This window comes from Halobacillus sp. SY10 (genome assembly GCF_045401165.1).
Taxonomy (GTDB): Bacteria; Bacillota; Bacilli; order Bacillales; family Halobacillaceae; genus Halobacillus; species Halobacillus aidingensis.
The window spans coordinates 2,315,221-2,333,349 of the sequence record NZ_CP174345.1 but is presented as its reverse complement, the minus strand read 5'-3'; the positions used below and the strand labels follow the sequence as shown (position 1 = coordinate 2,333,349).

At 42.7% G+C, this 18,129-nt stretch carries 18 protein-coding genes and 1 riboswitch; of the genes, 10 read left to right on the top strand and 8 right to left on the bottom strand.

Translation table 11 applies throughout. The features are described from left to right. The first annotated feature begins 292 nt into the window (after positions 1-292). Positions 293-571 (top strand): hypothetical protein, encoded by a 279-nt coding sequence (locus ACJA3J_RS11895; protein ID WP_406944094.1) that lies wholly within the window; start codon positions 293-295, stop codon positions 569-571. Positions 572-794: 223 nt separating this feature from the next. Then, the gene (locus ACJA3J_RS11890; protein ID WP_089654108.1) at positions 795-1,124 is read left to right on the top strand and encodes a DUF4257 domain-containing protein; all 330 of its coding nucleotides are present in this window, start codon (positions 795-797) and stop codon (positions 1,122-1,124) included. 484 nt (positions 1,125-1,608) lie between these two features. On the opposite strand, the gene ACJA3J_RS11885 is transcribed toward ACJA3J_RS11890, so the two are convergent. After that, the gene (locus tag ACJA3J_RS11885) at positions 1,609-2,658 is read right to left on the bottom strand and encodes a homocysteine S-methyltransferase family protein (RefSeq protein ID WP_089654107.1); all 1,050 of its coding nucleotides are present in this window, start codon (positions 2,656-2,658) and stop codon (positions 1,609-1,611) included. 194 nt (positions 2,659-2,852) lie between these two features. After that, positions 2,853-2,957, bottom strand: a riboswitch (SAM riboswitch). A 350-nt stretch (positions 2,958-3,307) separates the two neighbouring features. On the opposite strand from ACJA3J_RS11885, the gene ACJA3J_RS11880 reads away from it, so the two are divergent. Both ACJA3J_RS11880 and ACJA3J_RS11875 read left to right on the top strand, forming a co-directional pair. Further along, positions 3,308-3,679 (top strand): SecDF P1 head subdomain-containing protein, encoded by a 372-nt coding sequence (locus ACJA3J_RS11880; RefSeq protein WP_406944093.1) that lies wholly within the window; start codon positions 3,308-3,310, stop codon positions 3,677-3,679. A 250-nt stretch (positions 3,680-3,929) separates the two neighbouring features. Further along, positions 3,930-4,760: a GNAT family N-acetyltransferase gene (locus tag ACJA3J_RS11875; RefSeq protein WP_406944092.1), complete on the top strand. Its 831-nt coding sequence runs from the start codon at positions 3,930-3,932 to the stop codon at positions 4,758-4,760. Positions 4,761-4,763: 3 nt separating this feature from the next. On the opposite strand, the gene ACJA3J_RS11870 is transcribed toward ACJA3J_RS11875, so the two are convergent. Beyond that, a complete protein-coding gene (locus tag ACJA3J_RS11870; RefSeq protein ID WP_406944091.1) occupies positions 4,764-5,006 on the bottom strand; it encodes a hypothetical protein in 243 nt (80 codons plus the stop codon). 105 nt (positions 5,007-5,111) lie between these two features. Here ACJA3J_RS11870 and ACJA3J_RS11865 point away from each other — a divergent pair, with 105 nt between their 5' ends. Further along, positions 5,112-6,122, top strand: coding sequence for a serine hydrolase domain-containing protein (locus tag ACJA3J_RS11865; protein WP_406944090.1), 1,011 nt, complete (start codon positions 5,112-5,114; stop codon positions 6,120-6,122). A 25-nt stretch (positions 6,123-6,147) separates the two neighbouring features. Here ACJA3J_RS11865 and ACJA3J_RS11860 read toward each other — a convergent pair whose 3' ends face one another. From ACJA3J_RS11860 to ACJA3J_RS11850, 3 genes are read right to left on the bottom strand one after another with little or no spacing between them, the layout of a single operon-like run. Then, on the bottom strand, positions 6,148-7,296 hold the full coding sequence (locus ACJA3J_RS11860; protein WP_406944089.1) for a Ger(x)C family spore germination protein: 1,149 nt from the start codon (positions 7,294-7,296) through the stop codon (positions 6,148-6,150). Next, a complete protein-coding gene (locus ACJA3J_RS11855; protein ID WP_089654100.1) occupies positions 7,286-8,380 on the bottom strand; it encodes an endospore germination permease in 1,095 nt (364 codons plus the stop codon). Before ACJA3J_RS11855 ends, ACJA3J_RS11860 begins: the two co-directional genes overlap by 11 nt. Next, positions 8,373-9,752 carry a spore germination protein gene (locus tag ACJA3J_RS11850; RefSeq protein ID WP_406944088.1) on the bottom strand — a complete coding sequence of 460 codons (1,380 nt, stop codon included), beginning with the start codon at positions 9,750-9,752 and terminating at the stop codon, positions 8,373-8,375. The genes ACJA3J_RS11855 and ACJA3J_RS11850 overlap by 8 nt, the downstream gene beginning before the upstream one ends. Positions 9,753-9,894: 142 nt before the next feature. On the opposite strand from ACJA3J_RS11850, the gene ACJA3J_RS11845 reads away from it, so the two are divergent. Beyond that, positions 9,895-11,058 carry a substrate-binding domain-containing protein gene (locus ACJA3J_RS11845; protein WP_406944087.1) on the top strand — a complete coding sequence of 388 codons (1,164 nt, stop codon included), beginning with the start codon at positions 9,895-9,897 and terminating at the stop codon, positions 11,056-11,058. 261 nt (positions 11,059-11,319) lie between these two features. On the opposite strand, the gene ACJA3J_RS11840 is transcribed toward ACJA3J_RS11845, so the two are convergent. The 3 genes from ACJA3J_RS11840 to ACJA3J_RS11830 all read right to left on the bottom strand — a co-directional run bounded on the left by ACJA3J_RS11840 (position 11,320) and on the right by ACJA3J_RS11830 (position 13,723). Further along, the gene (locus ACJA3J_RS11840) at positions 11,320-11,862 is read right to left on the bottom strand and encodes an RDD family protein (protein WP_406944086.1); all 543 of its coding nucleotides are present in this window, start codon (positions 11,860-11,862) and stop codon (positions 11,320-11,322) included. A 12-nt stretch (positions 11,863-11,874) separates the two neighbouring features. Continuing rightward, positions 11,875-12,873, bottom strand: coding sequence for a signal peptide peptidase SppA (gene sppA / locus ACJA3J_RS11835; RefSeq protein ID WP_406944085.1), 999 nt, complete (start codon positions 12,871-12,873; stop codon positions 11,875-11,877). A gap of 400 nt (positions 12,874-13,273) precedes the next feature. Continuing rightward, positions 13,274-13,723, bottom strand: a complete 450-nt coding sequence (locus ACJA3J_RS11830) for an ASCH domain-containing protein (RefSeq protein ID WP_406944084.1) — start codon at positions 13,721-13,723, stop codon at positions 13,274-13,276. 107 nt (positions 13,724-13,830) lie between these two features. Here ACJA3J_RS11830 and ACJA3J_RS11825 point away from each other — a divergent pair, with 107 nt between their 5' ends. The 4 genes from ACJA3J_RS11825 to ACJA3J_RS11810 all read left to right on the top strand — a co-directional run bounded on the left by ACJA3J_RS11825 (position 13,831) and on the right by ACJA3J_RS11810 (position 17,863). Then, entirely contained in the window at positions 13,831-14,271 is a 441-nt protein-coding gene (locus tag ACJA3J_RS11825; protein WP_406944083.1) for a hypothetical protein, read from the top strand. Positions 14,272-14,506: 235 nt separating this feature from the next. Then, on the top strand, positions 14,507-15,982 hold the full coding sequence (locus tag ACJA3J_RS11820; RefSeq protein WP_406944082.1) for a UDP-N-acetylmuramoyl-L-alanyl-D-glutamate--2,6-diaminopimelate ligase: 1,476 nt from the start codon (positions 14,507-14,509) through the stop codon (positions 15,980-15,982). A 173-nt stretch (positions 15,983-16,155) separates the two neighbouring features. Further along, on the top strand, positions 16,156-16,698 hold the full coding sequence (locus tag ACJA3J_RS11815) for a cysteine hydrolase family protein (protein WP_406944081.1): 543 nt from the start codon (positions 16,156-16,158) through the stop codon (positions 16,696-16,698). Positions 16,699-16,804: 106 nt separating this feature from the next. Then, positions 16,805-17,863, top strand: coding sequence for an NAD(P)H-dependent flavin oxidoreductase (locus ACJA3J_RS11810; RefSeq protein ID WP_406944080.1), 1,059 nt, complete (start codon positions 16,805-16,807; stop codon positions 17,861-17,863). Positions 17,864-18,129: the final 266 nt, after the last annotated feature.

Genomic DNA, 18,129 nt, shown 5'->3' with positions numbered 1-18,129 from the left:
CGGGTAAGGGTGGGGACACATTTAAAAGTAACATTCTATATATGGTTCATTTTCCTTATTAGGGAAGTCTTATTTTTTATTCATTTGAATTCACAGCTTGTTATTTAAAAGGTGAGAAAATTTGTAAGGGACTAACAATATCCGTTAGAAAATCTTGTATAATGGGTATGAAGTATAAATCGGTGTTCATGACAAAATACATTTAGTTTTAGAAGGTAATCTTGCTTTTTCGTAGTATTTTCTTTTCAGTGTTATGCGCCCGTGCAGTAAAATCCAGAGGAGGTGCCGACGATTGATTATGATGAACGAAAAAGAAAAAGAAACCTATGACGATCTTATGAAATCCTTAAAAAATGCTGTATCGATAGAGGAAAGCCGCTATTATTTTGGAGAAATCCAAATGTACTTAGACAATCTTCAATCAACCGATGAGCTACCCATAACGAAGCCCCAATTGGAAGAATATCAACAATTAAGAAAGGATTTAGTTGATTCTACATCGAAAAAGGAAGTCAAGTATTATGAAGATCAGATCCATGAATGGTTAAATAAAATCCATCGTCTAAGCTGACATAAGTTGTTATTGCAGACATTTTTTTGAAAAATAGTATTTATTTTCTGATAATAATAGTGTAAACTGTAGCTAAGGTGTTCATTATAGTAGCACATTTGTTTTTAAAAAAATAACAGACTTAAACGGAGCGGCGAGCTTGGTTGAGGATTTAGTGCATAGTAGCGTATGTTTCTAAGTTTCTACCAACAGCCGCTTTTTTAGTCTAGGGGGAAAATTTCTTATGAATACGCTAATTCTTGCTGGGTGTATTGGAGGGATGACAGGCATTGTCTCTCATTTAATGAGAAATGGAAAAGTGTTGATCTTCCCTAAAAAAAGAGCCCGTCCCAAGGGGATTTATTTAGGATTCCTGGCTGACTTCCTTATTGGGGCGGCAGCTTCAGTTTTCGCCGTTACCTATATAATCTCTGAGCCAGACGCATTAAGAACGCTTATTGGAGTTTCTATATTAGCAGGGATGACAGCAGAAAATGTTTTATTAAAAAGGGAATTGAATGTAGAAAAAGCGAAAGTAGAAGGATTGGATCGTATCAATCAGCGAATTAAATAGATTTTTACTATTCCAATCCTTACTTTTTTCTTTAAAATTGCTTTCCTCTCGAATCCTTTTCTTTATCTACTCATACTCCAAAACCCTCTCCTTTTCCTCTTCAAGTGGTATTTTGAACCAATTTGTATAAACTGCCTTAATTCCTCGTATCATTATTTTTGTTGAATCGTATGTGAATATTCCCCAAAGAACAGAGCTTAGATTAGTTTAGGTTCGTAGTGTAGGAGTAATAAGAGGTTTTCCCTTGGCTGCAGCAGGCGAAAAGTCCGGCGGTAACTTCAAGCACTTACCTATTGCATAAAAGAGCAATCATCCTTATTACATAAGTATAGTGACTACCCTGAATATGACTCTAAATCCAGAGTATAGGAGGGATCACTGGTCTATCTTGATTTCGATTATTTCAATAAAAGATCCCGATACCTGCCACGTTCGAAAAAATCTATGAATAACGCCTGTCCTTATTTTGGGACAGGCGTTTGAGTTATGCTTTCGTCTTATAATTTGTAATGTGATCCTGCAGCGTGTCGTCACTGCCGAACAGGAAGTGTTTTTTCATATCCGGAGAATACGTGGAGTTAACGGCTGTACGGCCGACGGTTTCTGCTACTTCACGAAGCATAGCCGGAGAAGCTCCACAGCAGAGTCCGAGGTAGTTTACACCAATGCTGTGCGCTTCTTTAGCCCACTCAGCAAGCTCATACCGGTTCGTGTAGAGCGGATCCAGGGACGTTGGGAACGTTGTTTCCGTTGGAAGTGTACAAGCACAGCCTCCGTCCGGAAGGTTGAAGAAGGTAGGGTGTTCTTCCGTCGTGCGGTAAGGAATGGGAAGAGCACCTACATAGCCGTCCACCGTATTACGGATTTTCTCTACATACGGCTGCATTGTCGCTGGTCCGCGGAAGCAATTCATCCCTACTACAAGAGCGCCTTTTTCTTCTAATAAGCGGCAGGCTTCTTCTACTTCGTAGCCATCTCGCAGAATGTTTTCGCCCATCAGACCGAATGTGATTACAGCAGGGAGATCTTGTTTTTGGATTTCTTCGAGAGCAATCAGTGCTTCTTCATAGTAATAGAAGGTTTCGCCGTTCACAAAGTCTACGCCTTCTTCCTTACACCAGCCGATCATCTCCGCAAACATGCTTCTCGTTTTTTCAACTGCTTCCGGATCATCCGGGTTGAACAGGTTCGTGTTGGAAACGTTCCCAGCTACGAGTGCTTCCTCCTCAGGGTGTTCCTCGGCAACCTCTTTGGCTAGACGGATGGCCTGACGGTTAAGCGGCTCTAACAAATCCTCTTTGCCAATGATTCTCATTTTTTCGCGGTGGCCGTTATAGGTAAAGGCTAAGACGACGTCGGAGCCTGCAAGCATATAGTCACGATACGTCTGTTTTAGTGCCTGGGGGTTATCCAGGGCTACTTCAGGTACAAAGGATCCGGCCTGTAAATAGCCGCGGCGCTCCAATTCAAATAAGTAGCCTTCTCCACAAATAACGGGTCCATCCTGTAATCTTTGTTCTAATGATCGTTTCATTTCATTCCACAACCTTTCCTTTTATTAAGAGTCATTCATTTATAAGAAAGCTAATGCCCTTTTTACAGAGACACGCTGACTTTCAATCTGGTATGGGCTGGAATTGTTTGAATCCTATTGCGCCCCACGGTCATTCTTCTTCAAAAAAATAAAGGACCTCCTTGGATAAGGGGGTCCTTTATGTATAAAGAGTCTCCTTATCTTCAAGGTATCACTACTACCTTCTGGAGTTAGCACCGTGCCAATGGCTGGTTGCTGAGGTATCAAAGGGCCAGTCCCTACACCTCTCTGGATAAGTTTTATTCTTATGTAGTTTTTAGAAAAACAGTTGCGCCCTTTACGAAAGACGTATGCCTCGATCAGGGACCCAATTGAACATTCATGTTGAAAATTAGATTTTAATATTTCGCTTGCGATTTACAATACAGGAAAATGAAGTAAGAATCAATGGAATTTTCAGAAAAAGTTTGGTTGAATTTTTCTGAAATTGCCTGCAAGACAAAAACGAAATTTCCATTTAGAATCGTCGGATAGAGCAAGAGGAGCAGAAATGTCTGTAATTTTTATACTTTGTTTGAAACTTTACCCAGAACCATCCGTATAGATAACTAGAATTCCGGAACGATCCTATTATGAAGGGAGGGATAGAATGAAGCTGATTGTGTCAGCATTGGCAGCGCTTTTTCTGCTCATTGGTTGTCAGCAAAATGTCAATCTCGAGTTCAACGATGTATCCATTCAAGATCAGGAAGGAAATGTTCTGGTGTCTTCCTCGGATTTTGAAGAAGCAAGTATTCAAGAGGGTCAAAACCGTGTACTTGTGAATGTAAACTTTAAGAATAGTGATACACCTAAAGAGATGACAGAGAATCACCTCCATGAGAAGGTGTATATTTATTTAGGAGATGAGAAAATAGCCTCTCCAACTATTCGAAAAGTCATCGATCGTGATTCCATGCAAATTGCTGGTGATTATACGAGAGAAGAAGCAGAGCAATTTGTAGATTTTATCAACCAATAGTCTCTAACTAGAATTGAATGGAAGGTCATAGGTATGGCCTTCCATTTTTAAAGCTTTTATGAATTCCGTATAGAGGTTGACCCAATGATGAGTCGCAGTCAAAGTGATGTTCAATGGCAACGGTTATGTTTTCATGCTGACCTAGTAAATTTGGGGTTACTACAACTACATATTTTGATATTTAACAAGAAATGTTGTGAGAGGCTGGGATCATTGAATGAATCATGTCATTCCGATGGGAGAGTCAAAAATGATTGGTGAACTTGATAAAACCGAATTCTTTAAATGCACAAAGTTAATAAATGAAGAGGGACATGTAGAAGTTAAAGCGGTAATTGAAGGGAATAACCCAGGTCGGATTTTTGTAGATGATACCACTTCTCCTAACACAGGACTGATCTGGTTGGGGAATCATGATGGTTTTTTCTTTATAGGAGATGAAGAAAATGAGAGGTTTAATAACCATATCAATGATTTTATCGATCAGGTGATTTTTCCAGAAGCGAGGAAGCTGAAGATAAACAATTTTATTGCTATTGGCCATCATCCCAGATGGGAGAAGACGATAGAGAGAGTATTTGAACATCGCAGCATGCAGAAATCAAATCAGAACATTTATAAGTTGGAGAGAAGTCATAGGAAAGACCACAATGTCCCTTCAATTAGCGGGCATTATCAAGCATTTCAAATGAATAAAGAACTTTATGACAATACGGACAATTATCTGGAAAACATAGAATTTTTACGATCCAAAATATTAGAATTCTGGACTTCTCCTCAGGAGTTTTTTCAAAAGGGGCTGGGTTACGGGATCGTTTATCAAAACAAAATTGTGAGCTTATGTTTTTCAGGATTTGTAGCTGAAAATGTTCACGGTATAGATATAGAAACGCTGGAGGATCATCAGGGGAAGAAAGTGGGGCAGAAGGCAGCCCGTTGTTTTGTGGAAGACTGTATAAATAAAGGGATGATTCCATACTGGGATTGTGAGGAGACAAATAAACCTTCGAATGCCATTGCTGGAAATATAGGATTAGAGCACTTTTTAAATTATTTTGTTTACATTTTTCCGATGGATTAACACTCATGTGTTATGCAATACATGGTTAAGGTGTAAGGGCTTAGTAAAAGCAGCCTGTCTATATTCTGTGAATTGACTTAGTAGATACATGAGAAGTAAGATGCCAATTCCTAAAAGGCTGTAGCCCAGACGTTTACGTTCCGACAAAGGCTCGCCTTTTATTGCTTTCCAATCAGGATAAAAAAAGCTGATCACTCGGACAGCTATGATTCCGAGAGTGATTAAAACAACAGCTAGTACTTCCATAAGAATGACTCCTTTTTACAATACTAATTTCCTTACACCTGCTAAGTAAAACAAAAAGGAGAAGACAGCTCGATCGTATATTAACGAGAACGAATAGAGAAGGAGATGGAGAGATTGGATGCCAAGATTCGGGAAATAGTAGAAAAAGAAGGTTTTTCAGGTTCGGTTGTTGTTAAACAAGGAGAAGAAGTCGTCTATTCAAAAGGATTTGGTTATAGAAACTTTTCAGAAAAGCTGCCTAATAAAAAGGATACAAAATTCGGAATCGCCTCTGGAAGCAAGTTGTTCACAGCTGTCGCCATCGCTCAACTCGTTGAACAAGAGAAGTTTGCTTACGATACTCCTGTCCATCAGTTGTTGGAGTTGTGCCTTCCTTGTATTGATGAACGTGTAACCATCCACCATTTGTTGACGCACACGTCAGGGATCCCTGATTACTTTGATGAATCGGTCATGGACGACTTTTCGGAACTGTGGGAAGAGAGGCCGATGTACAAGATGGAGAAGCTCGAGGATTTTGTGCCCATGTTCAGTGATAAAAAGAAGATGTTCGAGTCGGGAGAGAAATTCCACTACAATAATGCAGGGTTCATCGTTTTAGGTTTGGTTGTGGAAGCAGTCGCTAACAAGCCTTTTACAGAGTACGTAACAGAGAATATCTTCAACGCTGCAGGTATGCAGGATTCCGGTTATTTCCGTTTGGATCAATTGCCAGAGAACACTGCTCTCGGGTACATAGAAAAAGATGGTTCTCTAAAGTCGAATGTGTATGCTGTTCCGGTCATCGGAGGAGCCGATGGGGGGGCGTACGTAACAGGGCCCGATATGATTGGCTTTTGGGGAGCTTTGTTGAATGGAAAACTTGTGAGTAAGGACCAAGTTGAACGGTTGTTAACCAAACACGTAAAAGTTAAAGACGGCCTTTCATATGGGTATGGACTATGGGTGGATGATGTTAACAAAAAGACAGTTTATCATGTGATGGGCTATGATCCTGGTGTCAGTTTCCATTCATGCGTTTATCCAGAGGATCAATGGATGATAACGGTTTGTTCCAATCATAGTTCGGGGGCTTTCAAGGTCATAAAAGGGGTCGAAGAACTGTTCGTGAAGTAAATAAAGTGGAGGGGAAACCTCCACTTTATTCTGTATTGAAGTTCTGGGTGCCGGAGTCTGTGATTTCGGTCGTCACTTCCACCTTGAAAGTCATGTCAGGAAAAATCTCGCTCCATTCTTTTTCATGTTCTTTCCAATACCTCGGTTCGTGGATATGTACCCATTTGGATACATTGAGAAAATCGATTTGGTATTCCTGCTGGGCGAGTTTCAGCACCCGCTCCACTTTTTCTTGGATGACTTTGTTCGCCGCATCTTCAATCTCTTTTTTCCAGCCTTTATTATAAACATTTCTTCCCGTCCCCCAGTCTTCCGCCAGTACCGTGGATGTCTTAATCTGAAACGTCATCTCCGGTTCATCGCCGCTCACTTTTGTCTTGAATTTCGTTTTCGAACCTTTGATTTCAAGTGCAATTGGTCCGTCATCAATCACTTCTTCGTCTAAATATAGGAAACCGCCCTGCACCGTATTGTGGATATACCGGACGCCTTCCATATCCTCAATATCGATCCAACCTACATACTTTGAACTCTCCGCTTCAATGATCGCTGCTCCTGATGATTTGATTTTCCCTTCATTTAATGTAATTCCAGGAATTAGAAAGCTTTTCATTTCGGAAATCAATTGGGACATGTCACCAATCGTTAAATTTGTTGGATTCTTATTATTTTTATTGGAATTTTCACTGAGAGACTTGATTTGTATAGACGGGAAAAATTCCTTTGCTGGATCAGTACTTAGGATATCAAGGACAGGATCTCTGGTCAGGTATACAGGAGTTGTCCTTCTGAATTCATGGTCACGGATGAACAGGTCAATCACTTTGTCTGCGCGTTCTTTTTCAAATAATGTCGTAGAAGCCAGAATTGATTTTAAGTGCGTATAATTGGGGGGTCTATTACTTTCCAAGGAGTTATCCCGGATAATTTCAAAAAAGGTTTTTCCGGATTGCGAAATGTTTTGATAAGGAACACTTTGCTGGGAACTGCTTTGCTGTGTCGGGATTTTACCAGGAACGACATACTGGTTGATCATCGTCAGTTCATCGTTTTCTTCGTCCACATCAAGACCCATGCCCGTGATGATTCCAACATCCTCAATTTCTTTAATATCCCAACATCCAGTCAATACGAAGAGCATCACCAAACCTGGAAAAATGATTTTACGTGGCATACGTATTCCCCCTGATCAAAGATACAATCAATAGAAGAGCGGGTAAGACGACGATGGCTGCAACCGAAATCAATTGGATGTAGGTCGAGTAGTGGAAGACTTCCGTAAGGCCTTCAGGAAATAAGGTCAAAGCGAAAATCAGTGCACCAGCAATCGGTAGGAACCACCGGCTGGGTGTAAACATATTTTTCAACCCCAAAGTCAACGCGTACATATAAGCTGTGAAGGAAGTGAATGCCGTCGTCAACCATCCGAATATAAAGATCAATTCAAACCGTTCGAAAAAGAACCCTTGAAATTCGATGCTTTTTGCCATTTCAATCGTCGGAAACGTGATTTCTTTCAGTTCTTCTACTCCAAGAACTCCGATCGATATAATGTGGAAAACCACATAAATGAGGGCGGTCAAACCGATGCTCGTCCACATCGTAACAAGCAGATGTTTGGTTTTCTTTTTTTTGATTAATTTGGCGAAGATCAACAAAAGCTCCATGCCTAAAAAAGAAAAGAAGGTGATTTTTGCTCCACTGATCGTCGCCCATATATTGTTTTGCAGGATGGGGCGTACATTGTTGATATCAAGGTTTTTGATACTCAATAAACATAAAACGATGAACATGACCAACATGATGGGAAAATAGAGTTGGAAAAACCGAACGATATCTCCGGCCCCGTTATAGATCAAATACATGCTGACGAGCAGAAATGTTCCGACGACCACATACAAGGGTGTTGTATCTAACAGGTAGTTTTTTATGATGCCTGCGGTCACTCTTAATATATAGGCTGCAACGATGAGACTGTAGGCTGCGAATAAAAAGTTGAAAACGTAGCCTATGATTTTGCCCATGATGGTTGTAGTCATTTCGAAAAAAGTGAGGCCGGGATAGCGGACAGCCAGGGCTACATAAATACAGGAAACGACAGAAACGGCGATGGCCCCAAAAATGATGCTCAGCCATAGGTCCTGAGAATCTACAGTCTTGGCTAGATCGCGTGGCATGAGGATGATGCCGATTCCAATCATTGAAGATATGAATACGACGACAAGCTGCAGCATCGTCAGTTGTTTCAAATCACTCAATGCGCCCGCCTCCTTTTTTTAACTTGAATCGGATCAAGGAATCTTTCCAACGTTTCACGTAAAAAGGTGCGAAAGGCTCCAAATATGGCACAGAGAAGCTTTGCAGATGAATCAGGTGGATGCTGACAACGAAGACAGCTAGAATCAATCCATAAATACCTAGAAACGCTGCAGCAAACAGCATGACAAAGCTGATGGTTCTGAGCGCCAGACTTAACGCATAATCTGCGATCGTAAAAGAACAAATGGCAGCGAACGAAACGACGATGACCATCAAAGGACTGACGATGCCAGCTGTAACAGCTGCTTCACCCAGGACGATCGCTCCTACAATGCTGACGGCAGGGCCAATCGGTTTCGGTAAGCGGATGCCGGCTTCCCTTAAAGTCTCAATCGTCAATTGCATAATTAAAGCTTCCATGAATGATGGAATGGGTACACCTTCACGTGTTTTTGCAATCGATATAGCCAAATCTGTGGGGATCAATCCATGGTGATAAGAAATCAAAGAGATATAGACGGATGGAAGCATGACCGATAAAAAAGCAGCCATGAACCGCAATAGTCGAATAAGGGAGGCTGGAATCCATTTGAAATTGTAGTCGTCGGCCTGTTGGAACAAACTGTTTAGTGTCGTAGGCGCAAGCAGTACAGAAGGAGACCCTTCTACGAAAATGGCTACTTTTCCTTCGACAAGGGCGCTGGATACTTTCGTCGGCCTCTCTGTTTCCTGAATCTCTGGAAAGAGGGAATAATTGTTCTTTTCCAGCAATTGTTCCATCACTCCACCATCGGGAATGTAATCTTCCTGTACGGCGTTGATCCTTGCCCGGACATCCTTCAACAATTCCTCATTCACGGAATGATCCACGTAAGCGATGGAAATATTGGTGAAGGACCGGGTTCCGATGGTGAATTCTTCAAATTTCAAATCTGTCGTTCTCAGGTGCACACGCAAAAGGGCTACATTTTGTTCCAATGATTCAATGAAGCCATCACGCGATCCTCGCAGAGTCATTTCTGATACAGGTTCTTGTATGGAACGATAGGCGAACCGGGATGTATCTACGGCATAGACCGTCTTTTGTTCGAACAAAAGGGTATAGCCATCGAGCAGGTAGCGATCGATGTCGTTTTTCTTCTCCAGCTGCAGCAAAGGTTCTGCGGAAAAAGCATGAGGAAGAGGACTCTCTTTGTGATTCCATTCTTGAAGTGGAAGCAGGATCGCGTCCTGGACTTGCTTCGTATCCGTGATGGCAGGTATGTAGATGACGTGGACGGGATGATTTTCAAGATCCAGTTTCTTGATGGTCACATGGTGGTTTTTCTGTTTTTCGCGAAGGATTTGATCGATGTCTAACGTTTGATCCATGTGCTCACCTCGAATCCCGACTGTTTTTTCATAGTATGTACAGTTGTTTTTTATTTACACTGACGTAATATTGTTCATTTAGTGTATATTTACACTTAACTATGTGGTAACATATCCCATAAAGAAGTAAAGGAGAATCTATATGGGGAAAAGAAAGGTAGCGGCATGGATTTTTACTGTAGTCTTTGGATTGGTCGGATGGTTTGTTTATGGTTTGGCTCGAATCCTGTCCTCAGGAAATGAATACATCTACATCGGTTTTATGTGCATCGCTATCGGTTTGATGGTCAACTACTTTATTTTGGACATTCATAAGAGAATCACCAAAAAGTGGACATGGATTCTGGTGGTTGTGGTATTCCTTGTTCCTTCTGCCCTCTATGGAAGTTATGACTGGTATATACGAAGTATCGAAATTGCGGATGCAGAAGTCGATCTATCCAATTATCAACCGCACAAGGAAGGTTCTGACCTTGCGCGCCTGGAAGAGCCTGCTGACTTGCAATTGGAAGAAAATCTTCCTGAGTTAGATGGGGCGACAGCTTTATACCCTGTTTATGCAGCTTTCGCTGAAGCCGTTTATCCAGAAGGTACATATGTTCATGCTGATCGGAGTGAAAGTCCTGTCATCGTCTCGAAAACGAACGGAGCATATCAGCGTTTATCCAGGTTTCAAACGGATATCATTTTTACGGCTGGACCTTCCGAGGAACAACAGCAGGCCTTGAAACAGATGGAGAAAACAGCTATAGGTAAAGAGGCTTTCGTATTTTTTGTACATAAAGATAATCCGATTGATTCTTTAACATTGAACGAGCTGAGAGGAATTTATTCCGGTGACCTTACGAATTGGGAACAAGTGGGCGGAAGAGATCAAAAAATCATCGCTTTTCAACGGCCGGAAGGGAGCGGCAGTCAAACAGGATTGGAGAACATGATGAAAGGGACACCCATCATGGACCCACCCAAAGACCAGAGAGTTGATGGGATGGGCGGGGTGATTGAAAAAGCTTCTGATTACCGGAACCATCGCAACAGCATAGGTTTCAGTTATCGGTTCTTCGCTACGAAGATGGTGGAAGGACATAACATCAAGCTATTGAATGTAAATGGCATCGTACCAAGTGTCCATCATATAAAAAGCGGTGACTACCCTCTGACCGGAAACTTTTATGCGATTACGAATGGAACGAAAAATCCTCACGTAGAACCGTTCATCAAGTGGATCCTGTCGAGCCAGGGACAAAGGCTCATTGAAGAAACGGGATATATCCCTGTAAAAGAAACCCATCTTCCTGCGGAGTAAGGCTACCCTTTTAGCAAGGGAGTTTCTTCTGCTATTTCATTATGTGGATGTTATTTCATTACATGGATTTTCATCAAAGTTCACAAAATAGGGGAGAAGGGAGGTCTTCCGACATGGGTGAAAAAGCGAAAAACAAAAGTAAGAAAGACCTGAATGCACTTCGTCGTGAAAAAGGGGAAAAGAACGGTACGGGCAAACAAGACCCATATCGTTAAGGACGATAAAAACGCCTGCTTCCAATGGGAAGCAGGCGTTCCTTTTTTATACCGTTTGCGGCCGTTCTTCAATCGTATCGTTCAGCTTCCTGAACTTATTTTTGATGACGGATGTATCTGCAAAAAGATCATGGATCCCCTGATGGCGTTTTGTGAACGCAACAACCAGATAAGGAATACCGAGGATTGCCATGCTGATGTAACGGCCGATGCATTCACGAAATATGATTTGCCCATTCGACAAGGCTTCTCCTTTGAATGAAACGACTGACAAACCTAAGATCATTTTTCCTAGCGTAGCCCGGAAAAACTTCGTCATCAAAATGAAGTAAGCGAAAAAGATGATCGATGTCGTAATGTTTGCGGCGCTGAACATGGGTACCCAAAGCTCTGCGTCTTCCAGGTTCACAAGCCGCAGCAACGGACGGGTCACAATGGTATTGACGCTCCAAATGACGATCAAGTCGATGATGTAGGCAAGGAATCTTGAACCGAATCCAGCGTACAGCAGTTTTTGGAGGTCGTTTTTCTGATGATGGATCAACGATGATAGCTGCCCATCGTTTTCGTTATGATTGGTGTAATCCATATCGTTCCCTCCTTAATCTGTGTACATATACATCATGCGTGGTCCTTGACGCTGGCTGATCAATTCTTCGATGTAGCGGATTTCACTATTCGGCATCAAACTTTCAGCGAGCGGCAGGTTGAAAAAGGATCCCATTGTATTTTTGTATTGGAACACTTGTGGGTCCCCGCCGATTTCTTTTTTCAGTGCCTTCAACGTGTCTTCACGGAATCCGATGTCATCGACCAGTCCGTTTTCCACCGCCTGTTTCCCTGAATAGATCCGGCCGTCTGCCAATTCTTTCACACGGCTTTCCGGCATATCACGTCCCTCAACGATGACATCGACGAACTGCTGGTAAGATTCATCGACAAGTGTTTGAAGAATCTCTCTATCCGCTTCGGTCATTTCCTTCGTCGGGCTCATGATATCTTTGAACTCTCCACTTTTAATGGTATTGAACTTCACACCATATTCATTGGCCAGTTCCTGATAATTGATGCTTTCCATAATGACACCAAGAGAACCTGTGAATGTATCATTACTTGCGAAAATACGGTCAGCAGGCGCAGAAACATAATACCCGCCGGAAGCGGCCATGTTCCCCATGGAAACGTATATCGTTTTTCCAGCTTCTTTTACTTCAAGCAGTTTGTCATGGATTTCGGCACTTTCATAGACGCCGCCACCTGGTGAATTGACATAAAGGTGGACCCCTTTGATGGAGGCATCTTCTTTGATCGCCTCTAATTTTTTCATAAAGCGGTCATGCTGATATCCGCCGCCCCCGAAAGGATTCGGGTTCGTGCCTGGGTTGTCGATGATGGCTCCTTCCAGGTTCAACTCAACAATCCGTTTGCTTCCTGTACCTCGTTCGACGACTTTTTCTTCTAATTTCTCATTGCTTGCGAAAAGGCCCATTGTCTCATTCTCTGCTTCATCACCAGTGAAGACCGTTCCGATCAGCTGGACGACAAGAGCGAGAATCAATATCGTGGCTGCAATGATACTTGCCGTTATTCTTTTGCTCATATGTAAACTCCTTTCCATCTGTTGTTCAGAATTCAACCATACCATAAGGAGATGTCCGAATGATATGAAACGAACCTTCCAGTATTTCTGAACACCTCTTCTACGATTGAAGGTTTGTAAGGTTTCATATTTGGTTGTAATTTTTATAATGGCTTCATTTATTTTTTTTGAGGAAATGCTCCTTGACCATAAAAGTTTAGAGTCGAAAGTCTAAGCTTAGTTGCTTGAAGGAACGGGTAGAGAAGGGGAGGAGGGATTGGATTTTGAGTCGAAATAAATTGAGAGTCATCATCATTACGATCATTATTGTATTTTTAGTCGGACTTGTTGGATTATCCATCCGCATGGCGCTCCAGCCGGAGGTATTGGATGAAAAAAGGACGGAAGCCATTTCCGTCCTTCAATCCGGGTTCACGTGCACAAGTTGGAACCTCTCACAAACGAGCTCCATATCTTCGCTGTATTCATAACCGATTTCTTCTGCTTCCTTTTTAAAAAACTTTTTATGAACCTCTAACCAATGTTTATAGGAAAGGTCACCTTCTCCTTCCGCTCTGGCAAACGCTTCGGTTACTTCGTTAAATGGAACCACTTCCACTTCTGTCGTTCGGATAATCGCTGCAGGTTCATCTTCTCCATTTAAAATGATGTTATATTCTCCGACTTCAGGGAGCGCTTCTTTTTCCACCTCATAAGCTTGACGTGCTGAGCATGTGGCTGTCTTGACACCGTCCATCACCAGTCTTGCCATGCGATCAGGGGCAGTTCCGAATGACCATGCTTTGACGTTCTCAGGTTTTTCTTTTCCTTTCCAATAGGAATCCCAGTACTCTTTTGCCTGTTCGTTCATGTGTGAACACTCCTTTTCCAAACTTTGGTGGAATTATCATTTACTTTCATTATGGGATGTTATAATGAATTCCATGCACTTTTTCCATTTTCAAAAGGGGGAGTTCCATGTATCATGCCAGACCGCCGCGTTGGGTCATACCCTTATTTGCCCCCATTTTCATATCGGACCTACGTGAACAGGAGATTACCATACTTACGGTTTTATCTTTTGCAGTAATACTTCTTATCTTTGGTATTTCTTATCAGTTAAAGGCGGATCAAGTAATCGTATACCATTTATGTTTTTTTCATTTTAGAGTTTGGGGGAAAAGGTTAAACCCCGAGGATATACATAAGATTGTCTTCAAGGATGCTGGCTGGGGGACACCTGCTGGATCCATCAAAAAGAAGAGAAGCTTCCCTATTCGTGTGGTGAACTTTGACTCGGTGGAAGTCTTAGCTGACCTTGAAGATTTTGCCGAGCGTTACCACATCAGAATAGAAGAAAGGAAATATTACAGAACGGTTTATGACAAGAAAAAGAGTAAAGAAAAGCAAGGCGCCTAATAATGAATAAGGAGGAGAATGTTCAAAGGGCTCTTATACTTTTTTCCTTCAGACTGAACAGGCGGTGGGGCTTATTTGACCTTGAAGCTCTCCGGATAGTATAAAGCTGATTTCCAAATTATTGACGGTTATATTAAGATTCATTTACATCTCTTCGACAATCCGCCTACGCCGGTGTATTTTCCATTAAAATAGGGCATGCAACACGTAACATACATCAAAGGAGATACCGACGATGAACGTTGAACAGATCATGCAACTACTCAATCAAAAAACGAATAAGAATATAGATCCCCATTCGCTCATCACCGGTGTCACAGACGACTCGCGGAGCGTTGAGGAAGGTTATGTCTTCGTAGCCGTAAGAGGCTATCAAGTCGACGGTCATGACTTTATTGAAGAAGCAATCGAAAAAGGGGCGTCTGTCGTCGTCACAGAAGAAAAGATGGAGCACGACGGCGCGGTTTGTCTGCAAACGGAAAACTGCAGGAAAGCGCTTGGGCAGATCGCGACGGCTTTTTACGGAAACCCTTCTGACGATAAAATCGTGATTGGTGTGACAGGGACGAACGGGAAAACGACGACATCCCATATGATTAAACACCTATGTGAAAAGAACGGTTATTCATGCGGGATGTTCGGAACCATCGATTATATGGTGAATGACAAAGTCGTTCCTGGCATTCAGACGACACCGAGCGCCCCCTTGCTGCAAAAGCTCCTCTTTGAAAGCAAGGATGATGTCGTCGTGATGGAGGTCTCCTCCCATGGACTGGCCCAGTACCGCCTTGAGGGAGTAAAGTTCGACTATGCGGTATTTACTAATTTATATAAAGACCATTTGGATTACCATGACTCAATGGAATCTTATTTTGAAGCGAAATCGAAGTTATTCCATATGTTGAAACCTGGAGGGAAGTCTGTCATCAACACGGATGATCCCTGGGGTGAAAAATTGGCACAGCTTTTGGAGGGGAAAGGTTCTTCTGTTTGTAAGGTCGGCCACCATCTGGAAAATGAAATCATTCTGAAGGATATCGATACCGATGATTTCGCAGCCTGCATTCATTACGGCGAAGAAGACAGGAAAGTAACTTCCCCGCTCAAAGGTACTCACAACGTCTACAACACATTGGAGGCATTTGCTGTTGGTCTTCAACTCGGGTTCTCATTTTCTGACATGGAAAAAGCGATGACTTCCTTACCTGGCATCCGCGGACGTTTCGAACTCTTTGAATTTGAAAATGGCCCGACCGTCGTCATTGATTATGCCCATACGGCAGACAGCATTGAACATGTGCTGGATACGGCAAGACAACAAGGAGCCGCGTCACTGACGCATGTCTTCGGTTTTCGTGGGGATAGGGACGTATCAAAAAGAGGGGAAATGATTGGTGCTTCCGCTATAAGAGCAGACGATTATATCCTCACGCTTGATGACTTGAATACGGCTACGTTTGATGAAATGGTATCCACACTGGAAGACCTGCAGAAAGAGTACGGTGACTCGTCGGGCAGGATCATCCCGGATCGGACGCTCGCGATTGAAGAGGCGATCGTGAACAGTGGAGCGGGAGATTGGGTTGTCATCACTGGTAAAGGCCATGAAAGTTACCAGCAGCATTATCATTATCCTGTGAATTCGGACAAGGAAATGGTAGAAGATATGAAACGGAAGTTGAAGTCAGTGAAAAAAGATATCATGGCATGAACCTGCTTTTTAGAGCAGGTTTTTTTCTTTGAAAATCATAGCCATTGATAACCATTATAACAATTTCCGGATGAATAACTGGAACTATCTCCCATTACTCTTACATCCTATGGAGGAACTCTGAACTCTTTTAGAGAAAAGTAATTAGAGACAACGAAAAAGGATGTGAGCGAATGGGGAAAGAAGTTCTAATCGTCATTGATGTGCAAAACGCCGTCATGGAAAACGCGTATCAGTGTGAAGAGAAAATTACCAATATGAATCGAGCGATCCATCGGGCGAGAGAAAAGCAGATTCCAGTGATCTACGTTCAACATGAATACCCGGAGGGTCCGATGAAACGGGGAGCAGAGGGGTGGCAGCTGCATCCGGATTTGGAGAAGCCGTTGGAACAAGATGCTGTCATCTTCAAAACGGTTCCGAACGCTTTTGTGCAAACATCTCTTAAGAAGACGCTTGATAAAGTTGAAGCAGGTCACCTTTTTATATGTGGGGCGCAGACGGATTATTGTGTTGACTCTACTTCCCGAGGCGCTTTTGATCATGGTTACCGTGTTACATTGATATCAGATGCCCATACCACATGTTCCAATGAGCATTTGACAGCTGAGCAGATTATCGTGCATACACAACATACGTTAACGAACTTTTGGAGTGAAACGACAACGATTGATTTGAAGTCTTCCCATGAGCTCGGATGGGAGAAAGTGAAGTAAACATAAAAAGGTCACCGTTTTCGACGCTGACCTTTTTTGAGTAGTTAAGATGATCAGCGTAAAAGTGATTGAAGTTTCGTCTTTTATCTTGAAAGGAGTTGAACCCATGTGGAAGGAAAACACAGTCATTGATCGGTTGAACATCGATTATCCAATCATTCAGGCCGGCATGGCAGGGGGAGTGACGACGTCTGAGCTTGCCTCAGCGGTATCAAATGCGGGAGGCTTAGGGAATCTGGGGGCAGGTTATATGACTCCTGAAGCTATGGTACATACGATCAAGGAAATCAAGCGGTTCACAAGTCGAACGTTTGGTGTGAACGTTTTTGTACCTCAATACCCTCAAGCGACAGAGGAAGAAACAGCCGGGGCGAATAAGTGGTTGGAACCATACCGCGCCGAGCTAGGGATCGAACAAGAACCGACGCCGAATCAGGATCTTTCTCTTTTTGAAAAACAAATCGAAGTACTGATGACAGAACAAGTTCCTGTCGTCAGTTTCACATTCGGGGTACCGCCGCTTGAAGTGATCAAGGACTTGAAAAAAGAGGGGCGTGTTGTAATCGGAACGGCTACCACGGTGGAAGAAGCCATCATCAACGAAGAACATGGAATGGATATGGTTGTCGCACAAGGAAGTGAAGCGGGAGGTCACAGAGGGACTTTTTCCGGAGCTTTTGATCAAGCCATGATCGGAACGATGTCGCTTGTGCCTCAGGTGGTCGATCACGTGAAGATACCTGTCATTGCTGCTGGTGGAATCATGGATGGCCGTGGGGTTAGGGCCGCCCTCGCTCTGGGAGCTCAAGGCGCCCAGCTGGGAACGGCCTTTGTCACTTGCCAGGAGAGTGGTGCGAAAGCTCAACATAAAGATGCGATTTTGAATACTAAGGAAACGGAAACCGTTGTCACTTCTGTTTTCAGCGGTAAGCCAGCAAGAGGTGTTCGGAATTCGTTTATCGAAGAAATGGAGAAAGGGGACGGCCGTCACCTTTTAGCTTATCCTCTACAAAACATGCTCACAAAAGACATACGAAAGGAAGCGGCCAGCCAAAACCGTCCTGAATATATGTCTTTATGGTCAGGGCAGAGCCCCAGGCTGAGCACGAGCCAATCCGCTTCCTCTATTGTGGAGTCGATTGTTTTTTATCTGGAAAACGAATAAATGTATTAGATTCTTTCTTCATTCATTGCTGCTATTAACCAAAAGGTAGGTCAATCAAAAAAGAGATCATGATGAGAACCTGCACATGTGGCAGGTTCTTTTTTAGTTCAAAACTTAGGTGTCAAAAAAGTAGGAGGAATGGGGACGTAGGATGATTCCTACTATTTATGTAATATATTTCTATTATTGCGTAAAATTAAGGAATAGAATGATAGGAAAGCAGAACGGGAGGGGGATCAAGTGCTTGAAATATATCAAGTTTGTAT